At 34.6% G+C, this 20963-nt stretch carries 25 protein-coding genes and 2 other annotated features; of the genes, 22 read left to right on the top strand and 3 right to left on the bottom strand.

All coding sequences use genetic code 11. From position 1 onward, the window contains the following. Positions 1 to 43 precede the first annotated feature (43 nt). Positions 44 to 156, top strand: a sequence feature (ribosomal protein L20 leader region). A gap of 38 nt (positions 157 to 194) precedes the next feature. The 12 genes from infC (at position 195) to F5ESL0233_RS05640 (ending at position 8774) form a co-directional block, all read left to right on the top strand. Continuing rightward, entirely contained in the window at positions 195 to 707 is a 513-nt protein-coding gene (gene infC / locus F5ESL0233_RS05695; protein ID WP_090092887.1) for a translation initiation factor IF-3, read from the top strand. Between the two features lie 20 nt (positions 708 to 727). Next, on the top strand, positions 728 to 928 hold the full coding sequence (gene rpmI / locus F5ESL0233_RS05690) for a 50S ribosomal protein L35 (RefSeq protein ID WP_090092886.1): 201 nt from the start codon (positions 728 to 730) through the stop codon (positions 926 to 928). 37 nt (positions 929 to 965) lie between these two features. Beyond that, positions 966 to 1322: a 50S ribosomal protein L20 gene (rplT, locus tag F5ESL0233_RS05685; protein ID WP_090092885.1), complete on the top strand. Its 357-nt coding sequence runs from the start codon at positions 966 to 968 to the stop codon at positions 1320 to 1322. Between the two features lie 106 nt (positions 1323 to 1428). Then, positions 1429 to 1953: a YqeG family HAD IIIA-type phosphatase gene (locus tag F5ESL0233_RS05680; protein WP_090092883.1), complete on the top strand. Its 525-nt coding sequence runs from the start codon at positions 1429 to 1431 to the stop codon at positions 1951 to 1953. Beyond that, positions 1946 to 3055 carry a ribosome biogenesis GTPase YqeH gene (yqeH, locus tag F5ESL0233_RS05675; RefSeq protein ID WP_090092882.1) on the top strand — a complete coding sequence of 370 codons (1110 nt, stop codon included), beginning with the start codon at positions 1946 to 1948 and terminating at the stop codon, positions 3053 to 3055. Before F5ESL0233_RS05680 ends, yqeH begins: the two co-directional genes overlap by 8 nt. An 8-nt stretch (positions 3056 to 3063) precedes the next feature. Then, positions 3064 to 3705 carry a nicotinate-nucleotide adenylyltransferase gene (locus tag F5ESL0233_RS05670; RefSeq protein WP_090092880.1) on the top strand — a complete coding sequence of 214 codons (642 nt, stop codon included), beginning with the start codon at positions 3064 to 3066 and terminating at the stop codon, positions 3703 to 3705. Then, positions 3698 to 4312 carry a bis(5'-nucleosyl)-tetraphosphatase (symmetrical) YqeK gene (gene yqeK, locus F5ESL0233_RS05665; RefSeq protein WP_122059190.1) on the top strand — a complete coding sequence of 205 codons (615 nt, stop codon included), beginning with the start codon at positions 3698 to 3700 and terminating at the stop codon, positions 4310 to 4312. Before F5ESL0233_RS05670 ends, yqeK begins: the two co-directional genes overlap by 8 nt. Next, on the top strand, positions 4309 to 4656 hold the full coding sequence (rsfS, locus tag F5ESL0233_RS05660; protein WP_090092877.1) for a ribosome silencing factor: 348 nt from the start codon (positions 4309 to 4311) through the stop codon (positions 4654 to 4656). Before yqeK ends, rsfS begins: the two co-directional genes overlap by 4 nt. A gap of 6 nt (positions 4657 to 4662) precedes the next feature. Next, entirely contained in the window at positions 4663 to 5817 is a 1155-nt protein-coding gene (locus F5ESL0233_RS05655; RefSeq protein WP_122059188.1) for a nucleotidyltransferase, read from the top strand. Position 5818: 1 nt separating this feature from the next. After that, positions 5819 to 6379 (top strand): DUF177 domain-containing protein, encoded by a 561-nt coding sequence (locus F5ESL0233_RS05650; RefSeq protein WP_122059187.1) that lies wholly within the window; start codon positions 5819 to 5821, stop codon positions 6377 to 6379. Positions 6380 to 6517: 138 nt separating this feature from the next. Then, the gene (locus F5ESL0233_RS05645) at positions 6518 to 7231 is read left to right on the top strand and encodes a response regulator transcription factor (RefSeq protein ID WP_090092872.1); all 714 of its coding nucleotides are present in this window, start codon (positions 6518 to 6520) and stop codon (positions 7229 to 7231) included. Then, on the top strand, positions 7209 to 8774 hold the full coding sequence (locus F5ESL0233_RS05640; protein WP_090092871.1) for a HAMP domain-containing histidine kinase: 1566 nt from the start codon (positions 7209 to 7211) through the stop codon (positions 8772 to 8774). The genes F5ESL0233_RS05645 and F5ESL0233_RS05640 overlap by 23 nt, the downstream gene beginning before the upstream one ends. A gap of 129 nt (positions 8775 to 8903) precedes the next feature. Here F5ESL0233_RS05640 and yidC read toward each other — a convergent pair whose 3' ends face one another. Together yidC and F5ESL0233_RS05630 are read right to left on the bottom strand one after the other, a co-directional pair. After that, positions 8904 to 9878, bottom strand: a complete 975-nt coding sequence (yidC, locus tag F5ESL0233_RS05635; protein ID WP_122059185.1) for a membrane protein insertase YidC — start codon at positions 9876 to 9878, stop codon at positions 8904 to 8906. 33 nt (positions 9879 to 9911) lie between these two features. Continuing rightward, positions 9912 to 10235 carry an acylphosphatase gene (locus F5ESL0233_RS05630; protein ID WP_090092869.1) on the bottom strand — a complete coding sequence of 108 codons (324 nt, stop codon included), beginning with the start codon at positions 10233 to 10235 and terminating at the stop codon, positions 9912 to 9914. Between the two features lie 92 nt (positions 10236 to 10327). Between F5ESL0233_RS05630 and F5ESL0233_RS05625 the strand changes: the two genes are divergently transcribed. The 5 genes from F5ESL0233_RS05625 to greA all read left to right on the top strand — a co-directional run bounded on the left by F5ESL0233_RS05625 (position 10328) and on the right by greA (position 15828). Next, positions 10328 to 11095 (top strand): RNA methyltransferase, encoded by a 768-nt coding sequence (locus F5ESL0233_RS05625; RefSeq protein ID WP_122059184.1) that lies wholly within the window; start codon positions 10328 to 10330, stop codon positions 11093 to 11095. A gap of 72 nt (positions 11096 to 11167) precedes the next feature. Continuing rightward, entirely contained in the window at positions 11168 to 11518 is a 351-nt protein-coding gene (locus tag F5ESL0233_RS05620; RefSeq protein ID WP_090092867.1) for a helix-turn-helix domain-containing protein, read from the top strand. Positions 11519 to 11566: 48 nt separating this feature from the next. Further along, positions 11567 to 11772: a binding site (T-box leader), on the top strand. Between the two features lie 34 nt (positions 11773 to 11806). Continuing rightward, on the top strand, positions 11807 to 12856 hold the full coding sequence (pheS, locus tag F5ESL0233_RS05615) for a phenylalanine--tRNA ligase subunit alpha (protein WP_090092865.1): 1050 nt from the start codon (positions 11807 to 11809) through the stop codon (positions 12854 to 12856). Beyond that, positions 12856 to 15273, top strand: coding sequence for a phenylalanine--tRNA ligase subunit beta (gene pheT, locus F5ESL0233_RS05610; protein ID WP_122059182.1), 2418 nt, complete (start codon positions 12856 to 12858; stop codon positions 15271 to 15273). Before pheS ends, pheT begins: the two co-directional genes overlap by 1 nt. Before the next feature lie 78 nt (positions 15274 to 15351). After that, the gene (gene greA / locus F5ESL0233_RS05605) at positions 15352 to 15828 is read left to right on the top strand and encodes a transcription elongation factor GreA (RefSeq protein WP_090092860.1); all 477 of its coding nucleotides are present in this window, start codon (positions 15352 to 15354) and stop codon (positions 15826 to 15828) included. A gap of 83 nt (positions 15829 to 15911) precedes the next feature. On the opposite strand, the gene F5ESL0233_RS05600 is transcribed toward greA, so the two are convergent. Continuing rightward, positions 15912 to 16826 carry an N-acetylglucosamine kinase gene (locus F5ESL0233_RS05600; RefSeq protein ID WP_122059180.1) on the bottom strand — a complete coding sequence of 305 codons (915 nt, stop codon included), beginning with the start codon at positions 16824 to 16826 and terminating at the stop codon, positions 15912 to 15914. 310 nt (positions 16827 to 17136) lie between these two features. Between F5ESL0233_RS05600 and F5ESL0233_RS05595 the strand changes: the two genes are divergently transcribed. The 5 genes from F5ESL0233_RS05595 (at position 17137) to F5ESL0233_RS05575 (ending at position 20928) form a co-directional block, all read left to right on the top strand. Then, on the top strand, positions 17137 to 19164 hold the full coding sequence (locus F5ESL0233_RS05595; protein WP_122059267.1) for a penicillin-binding protein 2: 2028 nt from the start codon (positions 17137 to 17139) through the stop codon (positions 19162 to 19164). Between the two features lie 80 nt (positions 19165 to 19244). Further along, on the top strand, positions 19245 to 19394 hold the full coding sequence (gene rpmG, locus F5ESL0233_RS05590) for a 50S ribosomal protein L33 (RefSeq protein WP_090092858.1): 150 nt from the start codon (positions 19245 to 19247) through the stop codon (positions 19392 to 19394). Positions 19395 to 19447: 53 nt separating this feature from the next. Next, positions 19448 to 20011, top strand: coding sequence for a 5-formyltetrahydrofolate cyclo-ligase (locus F5ESL0233_RS05585; protein ID WP_090092857.1), 564 nt, complete (start codon positions 19448 to 19450; stop codon positions 20009 to 20011). A gap of 18 nt (positions 20012 to 20029) precedes the next feature. Then, positions 20030 to 20710: a rhomboid family intramembrane serine protease gene (locus tag F5ESL0233_RS05580; RefSeq protein WP_090092856.1), complete on the top strand. Its 681-nt coding sequence runs from the start codon at positions 20030 to 20032 to the stop codon at positions 20708 to 20710. Then, a complete protein-coding gene (locus F5ESL0233_RS05575) occupies positions 20710 to 20928 on the top strand; it encodes a YqgQ family protein (protein WP_090092855.1) in 219 nt (72 codons plus the stop codon). Before F5ESL0233_RS05580 ends, F5ESL0233_RS05575 begins: the two co-directional genes overlap by 1 nt. The last annotated feature ends 35 nt before the right edge of the window (positions 20929 to 20963 follow it).

The raw sequence follows: 20963 nt of genomic DNA, 5'->3' as shown, positions 1-20963 counted from the left end.
CAATTTGACTAGTTAGTAGAAGACGTGTATAATCACGTTAGTTGAGAACAAGAAGAAGCTTCCCGCTTCTCGCCTAAGTTAAGTTGACCTCTGGGCTAATCGATATTTTCTGTTGATTAAGAGCGGGTTACTTATTACCCGCTCTTTTCTTGTCCTCAAGTTAACTATGGAGGTGAAGAATTATACCAAGGAATTTGATATTAAACGACCAAATTCGCTCACGCGAAGTTCGTTTAATTAATGAAGATGGTGAACAAGTTGGTGTTGTAACCAAAGCTGAGGCTTTACGCCAAGCAAGTGTTGCAAATTTAGATTTAGTTCTAATTTCGCCTAATGCCAAACCACCAGTTGCTCGTATAATGGACTACGGTAAATACCGTTTTGAACAACAAAAGAAGGTTAAAGAATCACGCAAAAAGTCAAAGACAGTTAGTGTGAAGGAAATACGCCTAAGTCCAACAATTGAAGGCAATGATTTTAACACTAAATTAAAGCATGCGCAAAAGTTTCTTACTAAAGAAGGAGCTAATGTTCGTGTTTCAATTAGATTCAGGGGTCGAGCTATTACTCATAAAGAATTAGGACGTGATGTGCTAGAAAAAATGGCAGAAGCCACTGCGGACATTGCTACTGTTGTAAGCAAGCCAAAGATGGAAGGTCGTTCAATGTTCTTAATACTCGCTCCCAAGAGTGATAAAAATAAATAGTTAATTTGGAGGAATTAGAAATGCCTAAAATGAAAACCCACCGCGCTTCAGCAAAGCGTTTTAAAAGAACTGCTTCTGGTCAATTAAAGCGTCATCACGCTTTTACTGGTCACCGTTTCCACGGTAAGACTAAGAAACAACGTCGTCATTTGAGAAAGGCTACTTTAGTTTCGCGTAGCGACTTGAAGCGCATCAAGCAGATGCTCTCACAAATGCGTTAATTATTAAAGTAACAGCGATATTTAGGAGGAATTTTAGATGCCAAGAGTTAAGGGTGGAACAGTAACACGTAAACGTCGTAAAAAGATTATGAAGCTCGCTAAGGGTTACCGTGGCGCAAAGCATATGCAATTTAAAGCTGCAAGTACACAATTATTTGTATCTTACAGATATGCATTCCGTGATCGTAGAAGACGTAAGAGTGACTTTAGAAAGTTATGGATTGCGAGAATTAATGCTGCAGCAAGACAAAATGATCTTTCATATTCTAAGTTAATGCACGGCTTGAAAGTTGCGGGTATTGATATCAACCGTAAAATGTTAGCCGATATTGCATATAGTGATTCAAAGACTTTTGCACAATTAGCTGAAACAGCTAAAAATGCTTTAAAATAAGTTAAAGAATGGCGCGGTTGCGCCGTTTTTTTATGTCAAAATTTATCACTTGAAGCTTATTCTCTGATATATTAGACTATGGACATGTTAATGAAGGGAAAGTTAAATGTTATTTAGACCATGTTATACAATTGATACAATTTATCATTTAGATACCAATGTACTTCATCAAATGGGTATTAAAGCGGTATTTTCAGATCTAGATAATACTCTTTTGGCTTGGGATAAGTTTGAAACAGCTAAGGAAATGGACATGTTAAATCAGCGTTTAAAAAATGCTGGGATTAAATTGGTGGTAATTTCAAATAATAATGCCAAACGAATTAGCAAGGTCCTTACTCCCTACCATATTGAATTTATCGCTAAGTCAAGGAAACCCTTACCATTTGCAATTACAAGAAAAAGGGAAAAAATGGGTTTAGCACCTAATCAGGTAATGATGGTTGGCGATCAGTTGATTACTGATATACAGGCAGGAAATTTTGCTGGCGTTAAATCAGTTTTAGTCAAGCCATTGGTTAAGACCGATAAGTGGAATACGCGTATTAATCGTTTTTTAGAAAAAATAATTTTTTTCTTTTTAGCACTTTCCCAGCCGATAACTTTTAAGGAGACATTAAAAAATGGATGACAAAATTATTTGTATCGGTTGTGGCGCTGTGTTGCAATCTGATGAAATTAATGAAGCAGGATACTTGCCAGCTAAGCGATTAAAAGATGCTATTGATACTGAAGATAATGATATCTATTGCCAAAGATGTTTTCGTTTGCGACATTATAATGAAATTATGCCAGTTGCTATTGATAACGATGACTTTTTAGCACTACTTAATTCTTTAGCTGAAAAAAAAGCATTAATTGTTAACGTGGTAGATTTATTTGACTTCACGAATTCATTATTATCTTCTCTAACTCGTTTTATTGGGAATAATGATTTTATTTTAGTTGGTAACAAATTTGATTTATTTCCTAAAAACTCACGTCAAAGTAAAATTAAAGACTGGATGAGACAAGAGGCAAATCGCGTTGGCTTATTCCCTAAAAAAATATTTTTAGTTAGTGCCAAAAAACAAAAAAATTTAGCTAATTTAATTTCATATTTAGACAAGCGTTCTCAAGAGCAAGACGTATATTTTGTGGGTATGACTAATGTTGGCAAGTCAACTTTAATTAATGCAATTATTAATCAAATGGGCGATATTAAGGATCTCATTACAACCTCACGCTTTCCTGGTACAACACTTGACAAAATTGAAATTCCTTTAGAAAATAGTCATTTCTTAGTTGATACTCCTGGAATAATGTCTGAAAATCAACTGGCTACGCGTTTGAATGCAAGAGATTTAGCGGTAATTTCACCGCAAAAGCCAATGAAGCCAGCAACATATCAATTACGGCCCGGCAATACATTATTTTTAGCTGGTTTAGGTAGAATCGACTACTTAAAAGGTGAACCTACAAGTTTTACTGTGTATGTTGCACGTGATTTATATGTTCATCGTACTAAGACGGAAAATGCTGATGAATTTTATCTAAAGCATTTAGGTGAATTGCTCGCCCCGCCAGCAGACACTACTAATTTGCCTGCACTTAAGGGTCAAGAGTTTCATCCTAGTGTCAAAAGTGACTTATTATTTGGTGGTATTGGTTTTATTACGGTACCGGCAAATTGCTTAGTTAAAATATACACACCTAACCGCATTGGATTAGGAATTAGACGTGCTTTAATATAGAGGGAAAAATGGTTGCGATTGCAAAAGATTTAAAAAATAACTCTGTAGTAGAGGTTCAAGCAGAAAAATTAAAGGTACATGATGGTAAGCAAATTGGTATTTTTGGTGGCACATTTAATCCAGTCCATATTGGACACTTACTTGTAGCAGAACAAGTATTAAGTAAGTTGCATTTAGATGAAATTTGGTTTATTCCGACCAATATACCTCCGTTAAAAAATGCGCCAATTGTTTCCGCTCAAGATCGAGCAAATATGCTAGAATTGGCTACGCAAGATAATGCGCGGTTTCAGGTTAAGTTGTTTGAATTATTTCGTGGTGGCGTCTCATACACTGTAGATACCTTACGTTATTTACATGAAATCTACCCCGAGAATCGTTATTATTTAATTATGGGTAGTGATCAAGTTAATCAATTATTTGAATGGAAAGAGCCAACTAAATTAGCCCAATTGGCCACTTTGGTTGGGATACAGCGTGCCGGCTATCCCCAAAAGGCAAGGTTACCGATGATTTGGGTAGATGTACCAGGCATTGATGTAAGCTCAACCTTAGTTCGGCAAACTATTGCAGTGGGTGGTTCAATTAGATACTTAGTACCAGAAACAGTTTTAAATTATATTCAAAAAAAGGGATTATATTATGAGTGATTTGTTTTTTAAAAATACTTATTCACCATTATCTAGCAATGAAATAATAACTAAAGAAAAAAATAATATGGATCAAAGTCGGTTTAATCACTGTGTTAGAGTCAGTGAAACAGCAAGAAAATTAGCTAAATTGAATCACTATGATGAAAATAAAGCAGCTTTAACCGGTTTTATTCATGATTATGCTAAACAAGTTCCAGCTGATGAATTTCGCAAAGTAATTAAGGAACAAAAGATGGACCATGACCTTTTAAATTGGGGTCCAGCTATTTGGCATGGTATGGTAGGAGCATATTTTGTGCAACGCGACTTAAAAATAATAGATACGGAAATTCTCAATGCTATAAAGCGTCATACAACAGCTGACGTCGAAATGACCCTGTTAGATAAAATTGTTTTTATGGCTGATTATATTGAGCCTGGAAGGACTTTTGCTGGAGTTGAGGAAGCACAAGAGGTTACTTGTAATAACTTAGATTCGGGTGTGGCTTACCAACTAGCACATACTCTTGAATTTTTGATAAAAAAGAGAGATAAGATTTACCCCCGTACTCTAGATGCGTATAATGTGTGGAGTACTAAGGAAAATAATGAGGAGAAAAATTGACTAGTAAAGATATTTTAACATTTACATTAAAGGCAATTAGTGATCGCCATGGTGAAAATACTGTTGCCTATGATATGCAAGGCTATAGTATTCTGGCTGATTACTATGTTGCAACAAGTGCAGGTTCTAATCGTCAACTACATGCAATTGCCAATGCAATTATTGATGCAGCACATCTGGCTAATTTTAACGATTATCGCGTTGAAGGATCTAGCGAGTCAAATTGGTTATTACTTGACTTAGGTGATGTTGTGGTTAATGTATTTACAGAAGAAGCTCGTGATTTTTACAACGTTGAAAAATTATGGACTGATGGTAAAAAAATAGAAATAAAGGAAGACTAGCTGAATATGAGTGTTGTTGGGATCATTGCAGAATATAATCCCTTCCATAGTGGACATGAGTTTTTAATGAATCAAGCACGTTATCTTGCTGGTAGTAGAGATCCAATTGTCGTCATTATGTCGGGTAACTATGTTCAAAGAGGCGAGATGGCGATTATTGATAAATGGGCAAGAGCACAGGCTGCATTAGAAAGTGGTGCTGATTTGGTTTTTGAATTGCCATTTTCTACGTCAGTCCAGCCAGCGGACCTTTTTTCGTTAGGTAGTATTGATCAGTTAGTTAAACTAGGGGTTAGCGACTTAGTTTTTGGGGTTGAAGATGCTAGCCAAAATTTTGCTTATTTGGGTGGTAGAATTGCTGAGATTCCTCAGAGTCATATGGATTTTAATGATTATAGTCAAACATATTCGACGCAGTATAATCAAATGGTTGCCCGTGAAGTTGGCCATGAGGTTAATGAACCAAACACTATTTTAGCTCTAGCATATGCAGTTGCTAATCACAATCTTGGTGAACCATTAAGTTTGCATCCAATTAGTCGTATTGGTGCAGGGCATGATGATTTATTGCATGACAGTGGAGTAGTCCAAAGTGGCAGTGCTATTAGGAATATTATTTTGCATAATGGAGCGAATGGTGACCTTAATCAATGGTTACCTGAAAAAGAAGTTGAAAATTTACAGCAACAAAAAGTGTATCCAAATTGGAATATTTTATTTCCATTTTTAAAGTATCGGCTTGAATCAGCGACATACACAGAATTGCGACAAATTTATCAAATGAGTGAAGGGCTTGAATATAAGATGAAACATGAAATTCATTTAGCTCAAACTTTTACAGAGTTTTTAAGGCGAATCAAATCTAAAAGATATACATATTCACGGCTACGACGCTTGAGTTTATATACTTTGCTAAATGTTACACAAGATGATATGATTGCTAGTTTCAATAATGAGGCGATTCTGTTACTTGGTTATAGTAAGATAGGTCAAAAATATTTGAAACAGATTAGAAAAGAAACATCGGCTAATATTGTATCTAAGGTCGACCAAAAAAATACTAAGACTGGTTCGTTGCATTTACAAAAGCGAGTTGATCGGCTATTCGAGCAGGTTATGCAGACTGATCAAAACTTTGGTCGTCGTCCTTTGGAGGTATAAAATGTTATCACTTAGTTTTTCACAAATAGTAAAGAGTTCTGCCCCTTTGACCCATATTGAATGTGCTGTAAATGTAAGACCAGAATTTTTACAGCGTAGTCAAAAGTTACTTTATAAAGTTGAAAATGTTCAGTTTGTTGGTAATGTTTTTTATAGCGAACCCTATGTAACAGGCAATTTTCAAGTTACAGCTAATTTGGTTGTTCCTTCCAGTCGGAGTCTAGAGCCAGTAAAATATTATGAGAATTTTAGGTATAGTGAAAGTTACACTACTACTGATATACCTAAAGAAGAGCTCGATGAAAGTGATATACCAATTGTCAAAATTGAAGATGACAATATAGATTTACAAACTGCAATTGAAGACAATATTTTACTTCATATACCCGTCACTATTTTGACTCCTGAGGAAGAAAAAGATAACATTTATCCTCAAGGCAATGGCTGGACAGTCATTTCAGAAGCAGAATTTAATAAAGGTAAATCAAATCAGATAAATCCTGCTTTTGCCAAACTAAAAAATTTATTTAATCAGGAAAATGATAATCAGGATTCAGAGTAATTAAAAATAAAGATTAAATCAGAGTTAGTCTTAACCTGATTTTTTTATCTTGTTTTAAAAGCATTTTTAAAGTATGCTTAACTTATAATTAGGTTATAATGCTGGTTTGTATTTAATAATTATGAAAAGGAAGAAAAAATGGCAAGAATTTTAATTGTTGAAGATGAAAAGAACTTAGCACGTTTTGTTGAGTTAGAACTTAAACATGAAAATTACGATACAGTGGTTGAAAGTAATGGTCGTAAAAGCTTAGAGCTTGCATTAAAAGAAGATTTTGATGCAATTTTGTTAGACTTAATGTTGCCTGATTTAAATGGTTTGGAAATTGCGCGTCGCGTTCGTCAAGCTAAGAGCACACCTATTATTATGATGACTGCTAGAGATTCAGTGATTGATCGCGTATCAGGTCTAGATCATGGCGCGGATGACTATATTGTTAAGCCCTTTGCAATTGAAGAACTTTTGGCTCGTTTGCGCGCAGTTTTGCGTCGGGTTAAAATCGAAAAAGAAGCATCGGATGGTACAATTGAAAAGAAAGTCATTAAGTTTAAGGATATGACTATTGAAACTGCAAATCGAATCGTTCGTCGTGGTGATGGTAAAGCTGTTGATTTGACTAAGCGTGAATACAATCTTTTGATGACCTTAATCAAAAATAAGAATAACGTAGTTAGTCGTGATCAATTGCTATCAAAAATTTGGGGACCCGGTTCAAATATTGAAACCAATGTTGTTGAAGTCTATGTGCGCTATTTACGTAATAAGATTGATGTTCCTGGACAACAATCATATATTAAGACCGTTCGCGGTACCGGATATATGGTAAGAGATGAGGACGATGAAAAAAAATAATCAAAAAAATATAAAAGAGGCCAAACACTCGTCCTTAATCGTCCATTGGGTAAGTGTCGTTGCATTAACGATTATGGTCTCTTTTATTGTATTTTCAGTAATTATTTATTCTATCGTTGACCAGCAATCAATGACGCAACAAAGAGAAACGTCTGAAGAAATGATGATCAAGCTAAATGAAAATCTTGCACGTATCCCACATGAATTGCAGATTGCTAATGTTGTACCATCATTAACCCCATCTATCCGTAATATTTTACAAGGAAATCCTGCAATTAGTGATAATGATCATAGTACAAATGCATTTAATGATGACCTTTTGTCATCTTTAACTAATCCAGATTTAAATGTAGTGGTCTATAATTTGGAAAAAGAAGACGTTTTTGATAATGGTAGCAATATTCCTAAATTTAAAAATTTCCAAGGTGACTACCTAATGGAAAAAGTCTATCAAAATCACCATCGACAGTTAGTAACCTATCAAAAAGTTAGATCGATTCAAACAGGTAAAATTACGGGCTATATTGTTGTAGCAAACAAAATGACGTATTATAACGGATTAATGCAGAAACTTCTTAAATGGATGGTACGTATTTCGGTTATAGCAATTATTTTATTTATAATTATTTCTCTGATAATTGTGTTAGGCATTGTTAAGCCCGTTAAAGAGATGTCTAAAGTTGCTAGAGAAGTTAATGATGATCCTAATAGTACTGTTAGAATCAAAGATTTTCATCGTCACGATGAATTACAAGAATTAGCCGTCTCCTTTAATCAAATGTTAGATCGCATGCAAAGATATATTGACCAACAAAAAGAATTTGTTGGTGATGTTTCACATGAATTGCGTACACCAGTTGCAGTTATCGAAGGACATTTAAATATGCTAGAGCGCTGGGGTAAAGATGATCCTGAAATCTTAGCTGAATCAATTAATGCTTCCTTGCAAGAAGCGAAAAGAATGCAACACTTGATTCAAGAAATGCTTGATTTAACACGAGCTGAACAAATTAATGTGCAATATCCTAATGCAGTTTCTCGTGTAGCAGATGTTTTGCGTCGTGTGACCGGAAATATGGCAATGGTTCATACTGACTTTACAATTAGCCTTGATATGGACGATTTACCGCTCGAGACGGAAATTCAAATATATCAGGGTCACTTAGAACAATTGCTTGTTGTGCTGATTGATAATGGCATTAAATATTCTACTGACCGTAAGGAATTAAATATTTCAGCTGGGCTAGATCAAAATGAAGTCCATATTATTGTTCAAGATTATGGGGAAGGAATTTCAAAGTCTGAGCAAAGTAAAATCTTTAATCGCTTTTATCGCGTAGATAAGGCTAGAACAAGAGAAAAAGGTGGCAATGGTCTAGGGCTTTCAATTGCTCAAAAACTGGTAACTAGCTATCATGGTACGATTAGCGTTGAATCTGTTGAAGGACAGGGAAGTCAATTTATTATGATTTTTCCTGTATTGAGTAAGGCCCAAGCTCAAAAATTACGGCAACGTGAACAAAGTAAGCAAAAAAATAAGTAAATTAAAAACTTTGGTAGCAGTTTTCGATTATTAGATAAAGCGAAATTTCCATGCTTATGATTACTTACTGTTAAAATTTATATTATAAAAAATGCATGATTTCATTATTAAATAAAATCATGCATTTTTTTAGTCTTTATAATGCTTTTGCTGCTTACCTTTATTGCGGTTACGTAAATTTTGATGTAACTGATTCGTTTGCTCATTTGTCTGTGAACTAGTGGTTGGAGAACTTAGCAACTTAGCAATTTTATCCTTAGTAACAATCTCTTTTAGTGGTTCGTTTTGTAATTCAGTATCAACTTCTTGTTTAACTTTTGGCATAATAATAAAAGTTACAATTATTTGTTGAATAACTGAGAAAAAGTTGCCGGCAGCCCAATATAAAGCAACAGAACCAGATACAGAAAGTGAAATAAACAAAGTCATCAATGGGTTCATTAGAATCATATATTGCATTTGCTTTTTTTGCTCTGGCGGAATACCGATTAATGAGAGGTATCCTTGTAGGAATGCAAAAATAGTAGCCATAATTGTTACTAATAGTGAGCGCTCACTTAAGGAAATACCAAAGAAAGTTGAATGAGCTAATGTGCTAGAATACATAACTGCTTGATAAATTCCAATCATAATTGGAAACTGAATAAGCAGCGGTAGACAACCCATTCCGCCAGTTAAGGAGAGATTGTTTTTCGAATACAATTCTCTTTGCCAGCCTGCTAGAGTCATCTGCTGTTCTTGGGTCAAATCCTTGCGTTTCATCGCTTCTTGAATTAATTTCATTTGTGGTTGGACCCGAGTCATTTTTTCTTGTTGCGTAGTAGCTTTCTTTTGTTGGTTAAGCATTAATGGCAATAACACCATTCTGACTATAAAAGTCATTAAAATAATAGCCCAACCAGCTCCATTAGCACCACCAATCAGCGTAGAACAACGTAGCATAATATTTTGCAAAGGCTGACCAATTAAGTTGAAAATCCAGCCATAGAATCCACCCTGAGGTGGTAGAGTAGATGATTTTGTAGTCTGCGAACATGCAGTGACAATTAACATGACTGCCAAGCAAAGGACAATCAAACTGATATATTTACGATATTTTTTCATTAAATTCACCATAGTATTTTTTTTAGTCAATATCTAATATAATACATGAAAATCATTCATTTTGGCTATATTTATCATTTTTTCTTTTTTAATTTTTGTAATATGTGCAAATTGGGAAATATTTTGCGGAAGTGCAAAACAAAATTGATTGACTTCGTCAAGAGTTGTTTGCAAAATGATGGTTACAGTTTGATCACTATTATTACATACTGTACCATTAATTTTCATTTTTTGGGCTAAATTTAAAACGCTCCAACGAAAGCCTACGCCTTGAACGATACCTGAGACTGTTAGGCACCAAGTTTCAGTTGGCGAACTACTTGATTTAGCTGGTTGCTGTTTTTTAAATAATCGCATGATTTTTCCTTTCTGTAGCTACTATTTTGATTTTAACATTTAATCCATTAAATCCTGGGTTATAATAAAATTTGAAAGAAGATGTTTAACCAATGCAACAAATAAGTTCAGTAAACAATAAGCTAATTAAAGATTTAGTAAAATTAAAGCAAAAAAAATATCGTGAAGAAACTGGTCTATATATAGTTGAAGGATTTCATTTAGTTGAAGAAGCTTTCAAAGCTTGTAAAGGATATATTTATTTATTAGGTACAGAAGAGACTATAGTTCAAGTAGAGCAAAAATACCAACTTGATTATACATCTTCTAAACATATTATTATTAATTCAGCAATTGCTCGTCACTTATCAAGTACAAAAAATTCGCAAGAAATTTTTATGGTATTAAAAATTTCTCAACCCAAAGTTTATTCATTTAATTATGGAAAGTGGATTTTATTAGATCATTTGTCTGATCCAGGGAATGTGGGCACTATCATCAGAACAGCTGATGCTGCTGGCTTTGATGGTGTTATTTTGTCACCAGAAAGTGTAGATCTTTATAATCCCAAAACGCAACGAGCAATGCAAGGTAGCCAATTTCATATTAAACTAATTGTCCAAGATTTGTTAACGGCAATTGAAATATTTAAAAATAATTCAATCCCAATATATTCCAGTGTATTAGATTCTTCAGCTAAGCAGTTACAAGAGTTTAATTCCGTCTTGCAATTAGGGTTGGTAATTGGCAATGAGGCGCATGGTGTTAGTTATGCCGTTGCGCAAATTAGTGACCAAAAATTATATATTCCAATTAAAGGAAAGGCAGAGTCATTAAATGCAGCAGTTGCTGCTGGTATTATGATTTATTATTTTGCTTAGTAATTCACTTGTTTTTAGTAAGTGGTTTTTTTATAATAAGTCAGATATTACTTTGATGTGAGAGGAAGTACCATGGCTCAGAGTGTTAAAAATAAAATTAAAGTGGGTTGTAAAGCTATTGATTACGAACAGTGTCAACATTTTATTAATGCATTTAATATCATTGGTAAAAAATGGAATGGCCTAATTATTAGTTCTTTATGTGATGGCGAGTATATGCGTTTTAAAGATTTAGCTAGCTGTGTAGAAGCATGTTCTGATCGTGTATTAGTTGAACGTCTTAAAGAATTAGAAAGAGAAAACATAATCAAAAGATTGGTTGATGAAAAAACAAAAATAATTTCTTATAGTTTAACCAAAAAGGGTGAAGAACTCAGACCTGTTTTCGATCAAATTCATGGTTGGGCCGATAAATGGGAGTAAAATAATCTAACTACTTGAAAGTTATTTCAAAAAGCATTATTCTATTATGTAATTACGCAATGTAAGACTAGTAACAGAAATTATTTATTTAGAGAGACTTTTTATTAAGCTGGGAGAAAAGTTTAAATGATTCTGTGAATTTCATCTTACTAGTAGAATCTAATCAATTCCGGTATTCACCGTTATCGAAAACTTAAGTGTAAGTTCTTATTTGGACTTAAACTAGGGTGGTACCGCGAAGCTTCGTCCCTTTTTGGGGCGAAGCTTTTTTATTTGAAAGGGAAAATTATGGACTTATTTGACAGGCTGAATCAGCTGTGTGAGCAAGGATTAACTGAAATCAAACAAGCAAAAAATGAAGCAGCGCTAAACCAGGTACGGATTAAGTTAGTTGGTCGCAAGAGTGAACTGACTGAAATTTTGCATTCAATGAAGAATGTTGAACCAAAAAATCGGCGTGAAATTGGACAAAAAGTAAATGAATTACGTGATTTATTTAATGAAAAATTGGATGAAGCAAAAGCTAAAATTCTTAAGACTATCGAAAAAGAACAGCTTGAGCAAGAAAAAATCGATGTAACTTTACCAGGCCGAAAGTCTCATCTGGGCGTAAAGCATCCAATTAATATTATTTTAGATGATTTAGAGAAATATTTTATCGGTATGGGTTATGAAGTTGTTCAAGGACCAGAAGTTGAAACAGATCATTATTGCTTTGAAATGATGAACTTGCCTAAGGATCATCCAGCCCGTGATATGCAAGATACTTTTTATATTGATGCCGAAGATCTATTACGTTCACAGACTTCGGGTGATCAAGCGCGAGTTTTAGAAAAATTTGATTTTACTAAGGGACCATTAAAGATGGTTGGCCCCGGTAAGGTATATCGCCGTGATGATGATGATGCAACTCACTCTCATCAATTTATGCAAATGGAAGGTCTAGTAGTAGATAAAAATATTACCATGGGTGATTTAAAAGGAACCTTAGAAATGATGACCAGACATGTCTTTGGTCAAGATCGTAAAACAAGGCTACGTCCAAGTTATTTCCCATTTACTGAGCCTTCGGTTGAGATGGATGTTTCTTGCTTTAATTGTGATGGTAAGGGATGTTCAATTTGCAAATATACTGGTTGGATTGAAGTTCTAGGAGCTGGTATGGTGCATCCTAATGTCTTAGAAAATGCTGGCGTTGATTCAAATACTTATGGTGGATTTGCTTTTGGTGTGGGGCTTGATCGATTTGCTATTCTTAAATATGGTATTGATGATATTCGCGACTTTTATACTAATGATGTTCGGTTCTTAGAACAATTTAGCAAGGAGGAAAGATAGTGTTAGTTTCTTATAGATGGCTCCAAGATTTTCTAAAGTTAGACCAAGATCCTGAAAAATTAGCAGAAAAAATTACGCGAACTGGCGTGGAAGTTGCAGAGGTAAAGCATCCACAAGCTGGTTTGAAAAAAATTGTTGTAGGTCATATTATTGATTGTACGCCAATTGAAGGTACCCATTTAAATATTACACATGTTGATGTTGGTGGGGATGAACCACATCAAATAGTTTGTGGTGCCCCTAATGTAGCAGCTGGTCAAGATGTTATTGTAGCCTTACCCGGTGCCAGAATTATTGACAATACTAAAATAAAAAAGGGAAAACTGCGTGGATATGAATCCAATGGTATGATTTGTAGTTTACAAGAAATTGGATTTTCAGATAGTGTAGTTCCTGAAAAATATGCTGCTGGTATTTATGTTTTTCCTAAAGATACTGACATTAAACCGGGTCAAACAGTATTTGAACCGTTAGGAATGGATGATTATATTTTTGATTTTGATATTACTCCTAATCGTGCTGATACCCTGTCAATGGAAGGCTCTGCTTATGAGGTCGGGGCAATTGTTGATGAACCCGTTAAAGTAGAAAATGTAACCATCAAAGCTGATGGGGAGGCATGGACAGACAATTTTGATGTTTTAGTTGATTCTGATTTAACCTCTAAATTTTATTTACGAAAAATCACTAATGTTAAAATAGCTGCTAGCCCACTATGGATGCAAAGACGCTTATGGAATGCTGGAATTAGACCAATCAACAATGTAGTTGATGTAACAAACTATGTCATGCTTTTAACTGGACAACCACTACATGCCTACGATGCTAGAGCTTTTACAAATAATAAATTAGTTGTGCGCAAAGCTAATGAAGGGGAACAATTAACTTTACTTAACAATAAAGAGGTTAGCCTTGATCCTGAAGATATCGTAATTACTAATGGCGACCAAGTGGTAATGATGGCTGGTGTTATGGGCGGTTTAAACTCAGAAATAGAAGTTGATACTACTGATGTGATTTTAGAAGCTGCTATTTTTGATTCTACTTTAATTAGGAAATCTGCTTTACGCCATGCCAATCGAACTGAAGCGTCAAGTCGCTATGAAAAGGGAATAAATCGTGAAGCAACTCAACGAGCTTTGGAAATGGCCGCACTACTACTACGTAATAATGCCAGTGGAACTATTAATGAAGGAACTATCTGTGCAATAGATAAAGCTCAACAACCAACAATAATTAAGACTACAGTTTCATACATTAACAAGACTTTAGGTACAAAAATAGCTGCAAAAGAAATGTTACACCTATTTGAAAGGCTAAATTTTGAAACTACACTTGCAAAAGATGATTTAACTGTACATGTTCCAGCTAGACGATGGGATATTACAATTCCCGCTGATTTAGTTGAGGAAATTGGTCGCTTATACGGTTATGACAATATCGAATCAACCCAACTGGTCTTAGCGGAAACTCATGGTGGTTATTCTAAAAAAGAAGAGACTATTAGACGAATAAAGAATTTTGTTCAAGGCCAAGGTTTGATGGAAGCTATTTCATATTCTTTGACTTCACCACAGAAAGCAACTGCTTATACTAAAGAAGCCAAAAAACCAATCAAGGTGCAAATGCCACTTAATTCAAGTCGTTCAACTTTAAGACAAAATTTGCTTACCGGTCTAGTTGACGCTGCTAGTTACAATATGGCCCGTAAACAAAATCAGTTGGCTTTATATGAGCAAGGACGTGTTTACGATTTTGAAGATAATATCTATAACGAGCATGAACACCTTGCTGCGTTATATTCTGGTAAAATTTATTTTGAAAACTGGCAGCATGATGATGAAAAAATTGATTTTTACTATGTCAAAGGACAATTAACCAATTTATTAGCAGCTATTGGGATTAACTTAAGTGAAGTAGAATATCGGGCAGAAACTGTAACTGATATGCATCCTACCCGTACAGCTGGAATCTATATTAAAAAGCAAAATGTCGGTTTAATCGGCATGATTAGCCATTCAGTTACGCGAGCTAATAAGGCAATGAATGGTAGTGAGATTTATGGTTATGAATTAAATCTTGATAAAATTGTTGATTTGATTTGCAAGCCAAAGACAATTGCCCAAGCTGCACCAAAATTCCCGGCAGTTGAGCGGGATTTATCTATTTTGGTTGATAAAGCTGTAACGAACCAAGCCATTGAAGATATTATCAATCAAAATGGTGGTAAATATTTAATTAAATTACAGGTTATTGATATCTATCAAGGGCCGCATATTGACCAAAGCAAAAAGAGTCTAGCTTATCGGCTAACTTTCCTAAATAATAGGGATACCTTAACTGATGAAGTTGTCACTAAGTCAATGGATTCAGTTGTACAGCATTTAAAAGAAAGCTTAAAAGTAGAAATTCGTTAAAGGTTGACTTTAAGTTAGGAAATCAATATTATAAACCAGTGCGAAAAAAGATTTTAACTTTAAGGAGTAGAAAATTTTATGCCTGAGAAATCATATCCGATGACTGCTGAAGGAAAAGAAAAGCTTGAAGCAGAATTGAAAAATTTAAAAGTAGTTAAGCGTCCGGAAGTAATTGAGCGTATTAAAGTTGCTCGTTCTTATGGTGATTTATCTGAAAATTCAGAATATGATGCAGCAAAAGACGAGCAAAGTCATCTGGAGGACCGAATTAATGTGGTCGAAGAAATGTTAAAATACGCGCAAGTGGTTGATGCGACCTCGATTGATCCTGATGAAGTTGCTGTCGGTAAGACAGTTACTTACACTGAAGTAGGAGAAACTGATTCAGAAACCTATACAATTGTTGGTAGTGATGAATCTGACCCACTAAATGGGAAGATTTCTAACGATTCACCAATTGCTCAAGCAATTTTAGGCAAAAAAAAGGGTCAAAAAGTTACAATTGCTACACCAGGTGGTAAATTTGACGCTATAATTGATAAAGTAGAAGATTAGTTTATCAATTATCTTCGGTTAATTTTAAAACTAAATAAAAAAGACTAAAATGTTAACATTTTAGTCTTTTTTATTTAAGGTAATCAATGATTAGAAAAGTAGCGATAATCTTTACTTTTATCAAATATTACTCCGCGCGCATTTTCGCCATTTGAAATAGAAAAAATTATATCGGGATATTTACTGTGAACCTTATCTTCTAAAAAATCACGTAGCATTTTATTATTGGCTAAAACTGAACCAGTCAAAGCAACTTTCATTGGTTTGGGTTCAACATAACGATCAATTCCAATAATAATATCTCGGGCAAGTAATTCTGCTTGTTCTTTAATAACAGCTATTGCATTTGTATCTCCTGCATCTGCAAGTTGTGCTACACTAACGGCCATTGCTGCAATTTCTGGATTACTCAATTTATAAAATTTTGCAGTTGCATCAACTAAATTATCTACTTGAAAGAGTCGGTTAAACAAATCAATTAATTGGTTATTTTCGCGTTTATCCCAGCTTAGTAGAGCCTGTTTGAATGCAGAAAGAGCAATAGCATATCCAGAACCTTCATCACCTAAAATTGCGCCATAACCGCCAGTAGTAATGATATGTCCATTTTGTAATCCATTAAAAACTGAGCCTGTGCCAGCGATTACCAATCCGCCATCATCACCTTCAAGACCGTTATAAAGAGCAAGTAAAGAATCAGTTACAGCTCTAACTGGTAAATTACTAACTTTTGCTGAAATTTCACCGGCTACTTCAGTTGCCCGTCCAATTACTGATAAGCCAGCAATTCCACATAAAATTCGTTGGCAATCACCATTAATTTGGTTAATTAATTGGTTAATTGCATTAGTTATATTTTCAATTCCTCTGGTATAATCGGTATTAATTTGTCCAGGACCTGATTCTATTCGTTTTAGTTCGGCTCCTTTTTCATCGTATGCAATAGCAGTTGTATGTGTGCCACCAGCATCAACCCCAATTTGGTATTTAAGTATCATCTTAATCTTCCTTTATTTAAAATTTTAATCTTTCATCTATTAATTTTATTACAAAAACTATAATTAAAGAAGTTTTTTTGAAAACGTTTCATTCATAAAAATGACTTAATTTTGAATAAAAGTAACAACTTATAATAGTTAAAACTTGTTTATTTGTTAAAATATTAGCAAAGATAGAGGGAAGAGATAGAATTATAGCTTTTTTTTTGATAGAATTACGCTAGTTTAGTGAGGTTTTAATTAAGTGAAATTTTCTAAAAAAAATCGAGAAACTACAAACTCGAAAAAGCAGTCTTCAACACCAATTAGAATGAAGCTAATTTTAGGAATTATTTTTATTCTTTTTGCTACTTTGGTTGGACAACTAGCATATTTGCAGATAGGTTATGGCTCGCGCTTTAAGGCAGAAGTTCAAAAATCTAATTCCGCGGTAGTTTCTAGTCAAGTCCCAAGAGGTGTCATGTATGATAATAAAGGACGTGTCTTGGTTGGTAACAAGGCTAAAAATGCAATTACTTATACTAAAAGTGTCTCTACAACGGCTGATGATATATATAAAATTTCTAATTTACTTAGCCAGTACTTACAAATAAAGGATGAAAAGCCCACTAGTCAGCAGGTTGTTGATTACTATTTAGCTAATAAAAAAAATAGTACCCAAGAGGCGGCTAAAGTACCTAAATCTATTCGTGAAACACAAGATGATAATCTTATTAACGCACGAATCAAAAGTCAAGTACTAAAAGAACATATTAAGCTAACTGAACGGCAAAAAACCGCGGCAATAATTTTCAATAAAATTTCTGGCGCCTATACCTTATCAACAATTTATATCAAAAATAATGATTTAACCGATAAGGAAATAGCTGAAATAGGTGAGCATCTTTCAGAATTGCCTGGGGTTGGAATTGGTACTGATTGGCAGAGATCTTATCCTAACGGCTCATCTATTAGAAGTATTATTGGTTCAGTTTCTACTGAAAAAGCTGGCTTACCTAGTGACAACTTACAATATTATTTGACTAACGGCTATTCACGCAATGATCGTGTAGGAACATCATATTTAGAAGAAGAATATGAACCACTTTTAAGGGGAACTAAGGCAACCAGTAAGATTTGGACCAAAACAGCTGGTGGAATTGAACAATCCAAATTAGTTTATTCAGGTCAAGCTGGTTCAAGTTTAATTCTTACACTAGATGCTAAGTACCAAAAAGAAGTACAAAAATCACTTGAGCAGATTTATGCCTCAGCTCTAGCTTCTGGTGCAGCACATTATTCAAATGGTGCCTATGCAGTAGCAATGAATCCTAAAACTGGTGCATTGTTAGCAATCGCTGGTATTAGTAGAGATCCCAATAAAAATAAGACGACGAACAATGCATTAGGTGTTATTAATCAGTCTTTTGTTATGGGATCAGTGGTTAAAGGAGCGATGGTTGGTGGCGGTTTAATCAATAAAGTAATTACGCCTACCAATAATACTTTACCAGATACGCCAGTTTATTTACCAGGTACGCCAATTAAAAAATCAGTATATCCAGTTGGGACATTTGGGGCACTTGATGCTGCAACAGCACTTGAAGTTTCTAGTAATATTTATATGATGCATCTGGCTATGAATTGGATTCATGCTGACTATGTGCCTAAGACCAAAATTAGTATGCCTGCAACGGCTTTTGATACTTTGCGTCATAATTTCAATATGTTTGGGTTGGGGCAAAAGACTGGTGTTGATTTACCAGGAGAAATTGCTGGTATTCAAGGCCGGTCATTTAATGAACAAGGTCAAATTTTGTCCGGTTCAGTTTTAGACTTGTCTTATGGTAATTACGATGCTTATACTCCTATCCAAATGGTGCAATATGTTTCCACCATTGCTAATGGAGGTTATCGGATGCAGCCTTACGTTGTACAGTCAATTGGGCATACGGCTAATGATGGCAAAAAGGTCTATGTCGACTATAATAAAAAGCCTAATGTTCAATTACGGATTCCTTGGACAACTGATGAGCTAAATGTTGTTCGGCAGGGAATGTGGCGGGTTGTTCATGGAACCAATTCCTGGGGAACAGCGCATAAGTTAAAAGATGTCAAGCCAGCTATTTCAGGTAAGTCGGGAACAGCTCAAACTTTTTATTTTGATCCAGAGCATCCGCGGCAAAAGAATCCACCTGAATTGGTTAATGCTACCTTTGTTGGTTATGCTCCGTCAGATAAACCTGAAATTGCCACAGCAGTTATTTTCCCTGGACTTGACCCTGATTTAGAGGGTTCCTATACCCTTCAAATGACTAAAGCAATGGTTGAAGATTATTTTAAGTTACATAAAAAATAGAAATTAATAAATAATACTGGCAAAAAGTTGTAGAAAATGCTAAACTAATTCAGGCAGAATAAATTTAGGTGGTGAAAGAAATGGCAGATAACATCATTTTGGAATGCACCGAATGTGGCGATAGAAGTTACTTATCTAAGAAAAACAAGCGTAAGCATCCGGAACGTTTAAGTTTGAAGAAGTATTGCCCAGTTGAAAGACAGGCAACTCTTCATCGTGAAACTAAGTAATAAACTAATATAGCAAGGGCCTATGCTCCTGCTATTTTTTGTATGAAATGATTATGAATAAAAAAGAACTTCGACAAAAACAAATTGAGTGTTTGAAAAATTATGCAGCTACTGCAGCAAAAGAGCTTGATGATTTAATTTTGCTTGAAAAATTAATGAATTTAAAATTATTACAGCATAGCCAAAGAATCGGTGTTACTTCGTCTTTGCCATATGAAGTCGATACATCTAACTTGATAGCTAATTTATGGGAGCAGGGTAAGGAGGTTTATTTAGCTCGGTCATACAATAATCGTGAACATACGCAAGATTTTGTCGCCTATAATTATAATAGTAAGGTTGCTAGATCAAAGTTTGGTGTTGAGGAAGTAATAGATACTAATGCTAAAGTCAATAATGAACTTGATTTGATTATTGTTCCAGGTGTCGCCTTTGCCCTTGATTCAAAGCAGAGGATTGGTTTTGGTGGTGGCTATTATGATCGTTTTTTAGCTAAACATCCCCATACGCCAACTATTGCTCTGGCTAATACGAAAATGATTTTTGCGCATATGAGTTGGCAAGCTGAAAAAACCGATATCCCGCTAAAAACTATTATTACACCACATGAAATTTAAAAATAATTAGAGGTTATAATGAATCAAAGACAGAATTTGCGTAATTGTTATATGACGGTGCTAATATTAATAGCGCTGCTGCTTGTTTATATAATTGAAGTTGCTTTAGGTGGCTCGGAAAGCACATATGTACTTGTCAAAATGGGGGCAATGAATAATTATGCGATTGTTGCTGCGGGACAGTGGTGGCGCCTATTTACTGCTCAATTTTTACATATCGGGATGATGCACCTTATTTCTAATGCTGTAATGATCTATTATTTAGGTATGTATTTGGAAGAAATTATTGGTCATTGGCGTTTTTTGATCTTATATATATTATCTGGCGTAGGTGGTAATTTATTAAGTTTAGCCTTGGGCAGTGATCAAGCAATCAGTGCAGGAGCATCTACTGCCTTATTTGGAATTTTTGGTGCCATGACTGCAATCGCCTTGCAAAATCGAGCCAATCCAATTCTTACTTATCTTGGTAGGCAGTCATTTTGGCTTGCTTTGATTAATATTGGCTTAGATTTATTTGTACCAAATATTGATATTCAGGGTCATATTGGTGGCTTTATTGCTGGCTTTTTACTTGCAATAATTATTGGTGATAAGACAATGAAGCGTTATTCCTTTAAATGGCGTGTAATTGCTAGTTGCTTATTACTTATCTATGTACTAGCAACTATTAGAACAGGTATGATTATAAAAATATAATGAAAACTCTATATGATGTACAACAACTTTTAAAAAAATATGGTGTGCTTGTTCATGTTGGTAAACGGATATGGGATATTGAGTTAATGGCACTTGAACTTGATAACATTAATCGTTCTCATTTAATTAGCCAACACGACTATCTAATAGCTAAAATGATTTTGCGTCATGAACATGAGTATGAAGAGCAAATAGAAAAGGATAAACATAGCTCTTAACTGAATTTAGGAGTATATTATTTATAAAAGTTAGA

It is taken from the genome of Lactobacillus sp. ESL0233 (assembly GCF_003692995.1).
Lineage (GTDB): Bacteria > Bacillota > Bacilli > Lactobacillales > Lactobacillaceae > Lactobacillus > Lactobacillus bombicola.
Note: the sequence above shows the minus strand (reverse complement) of the source record. Positions and strands in the feature narration are given on the sequence as shown.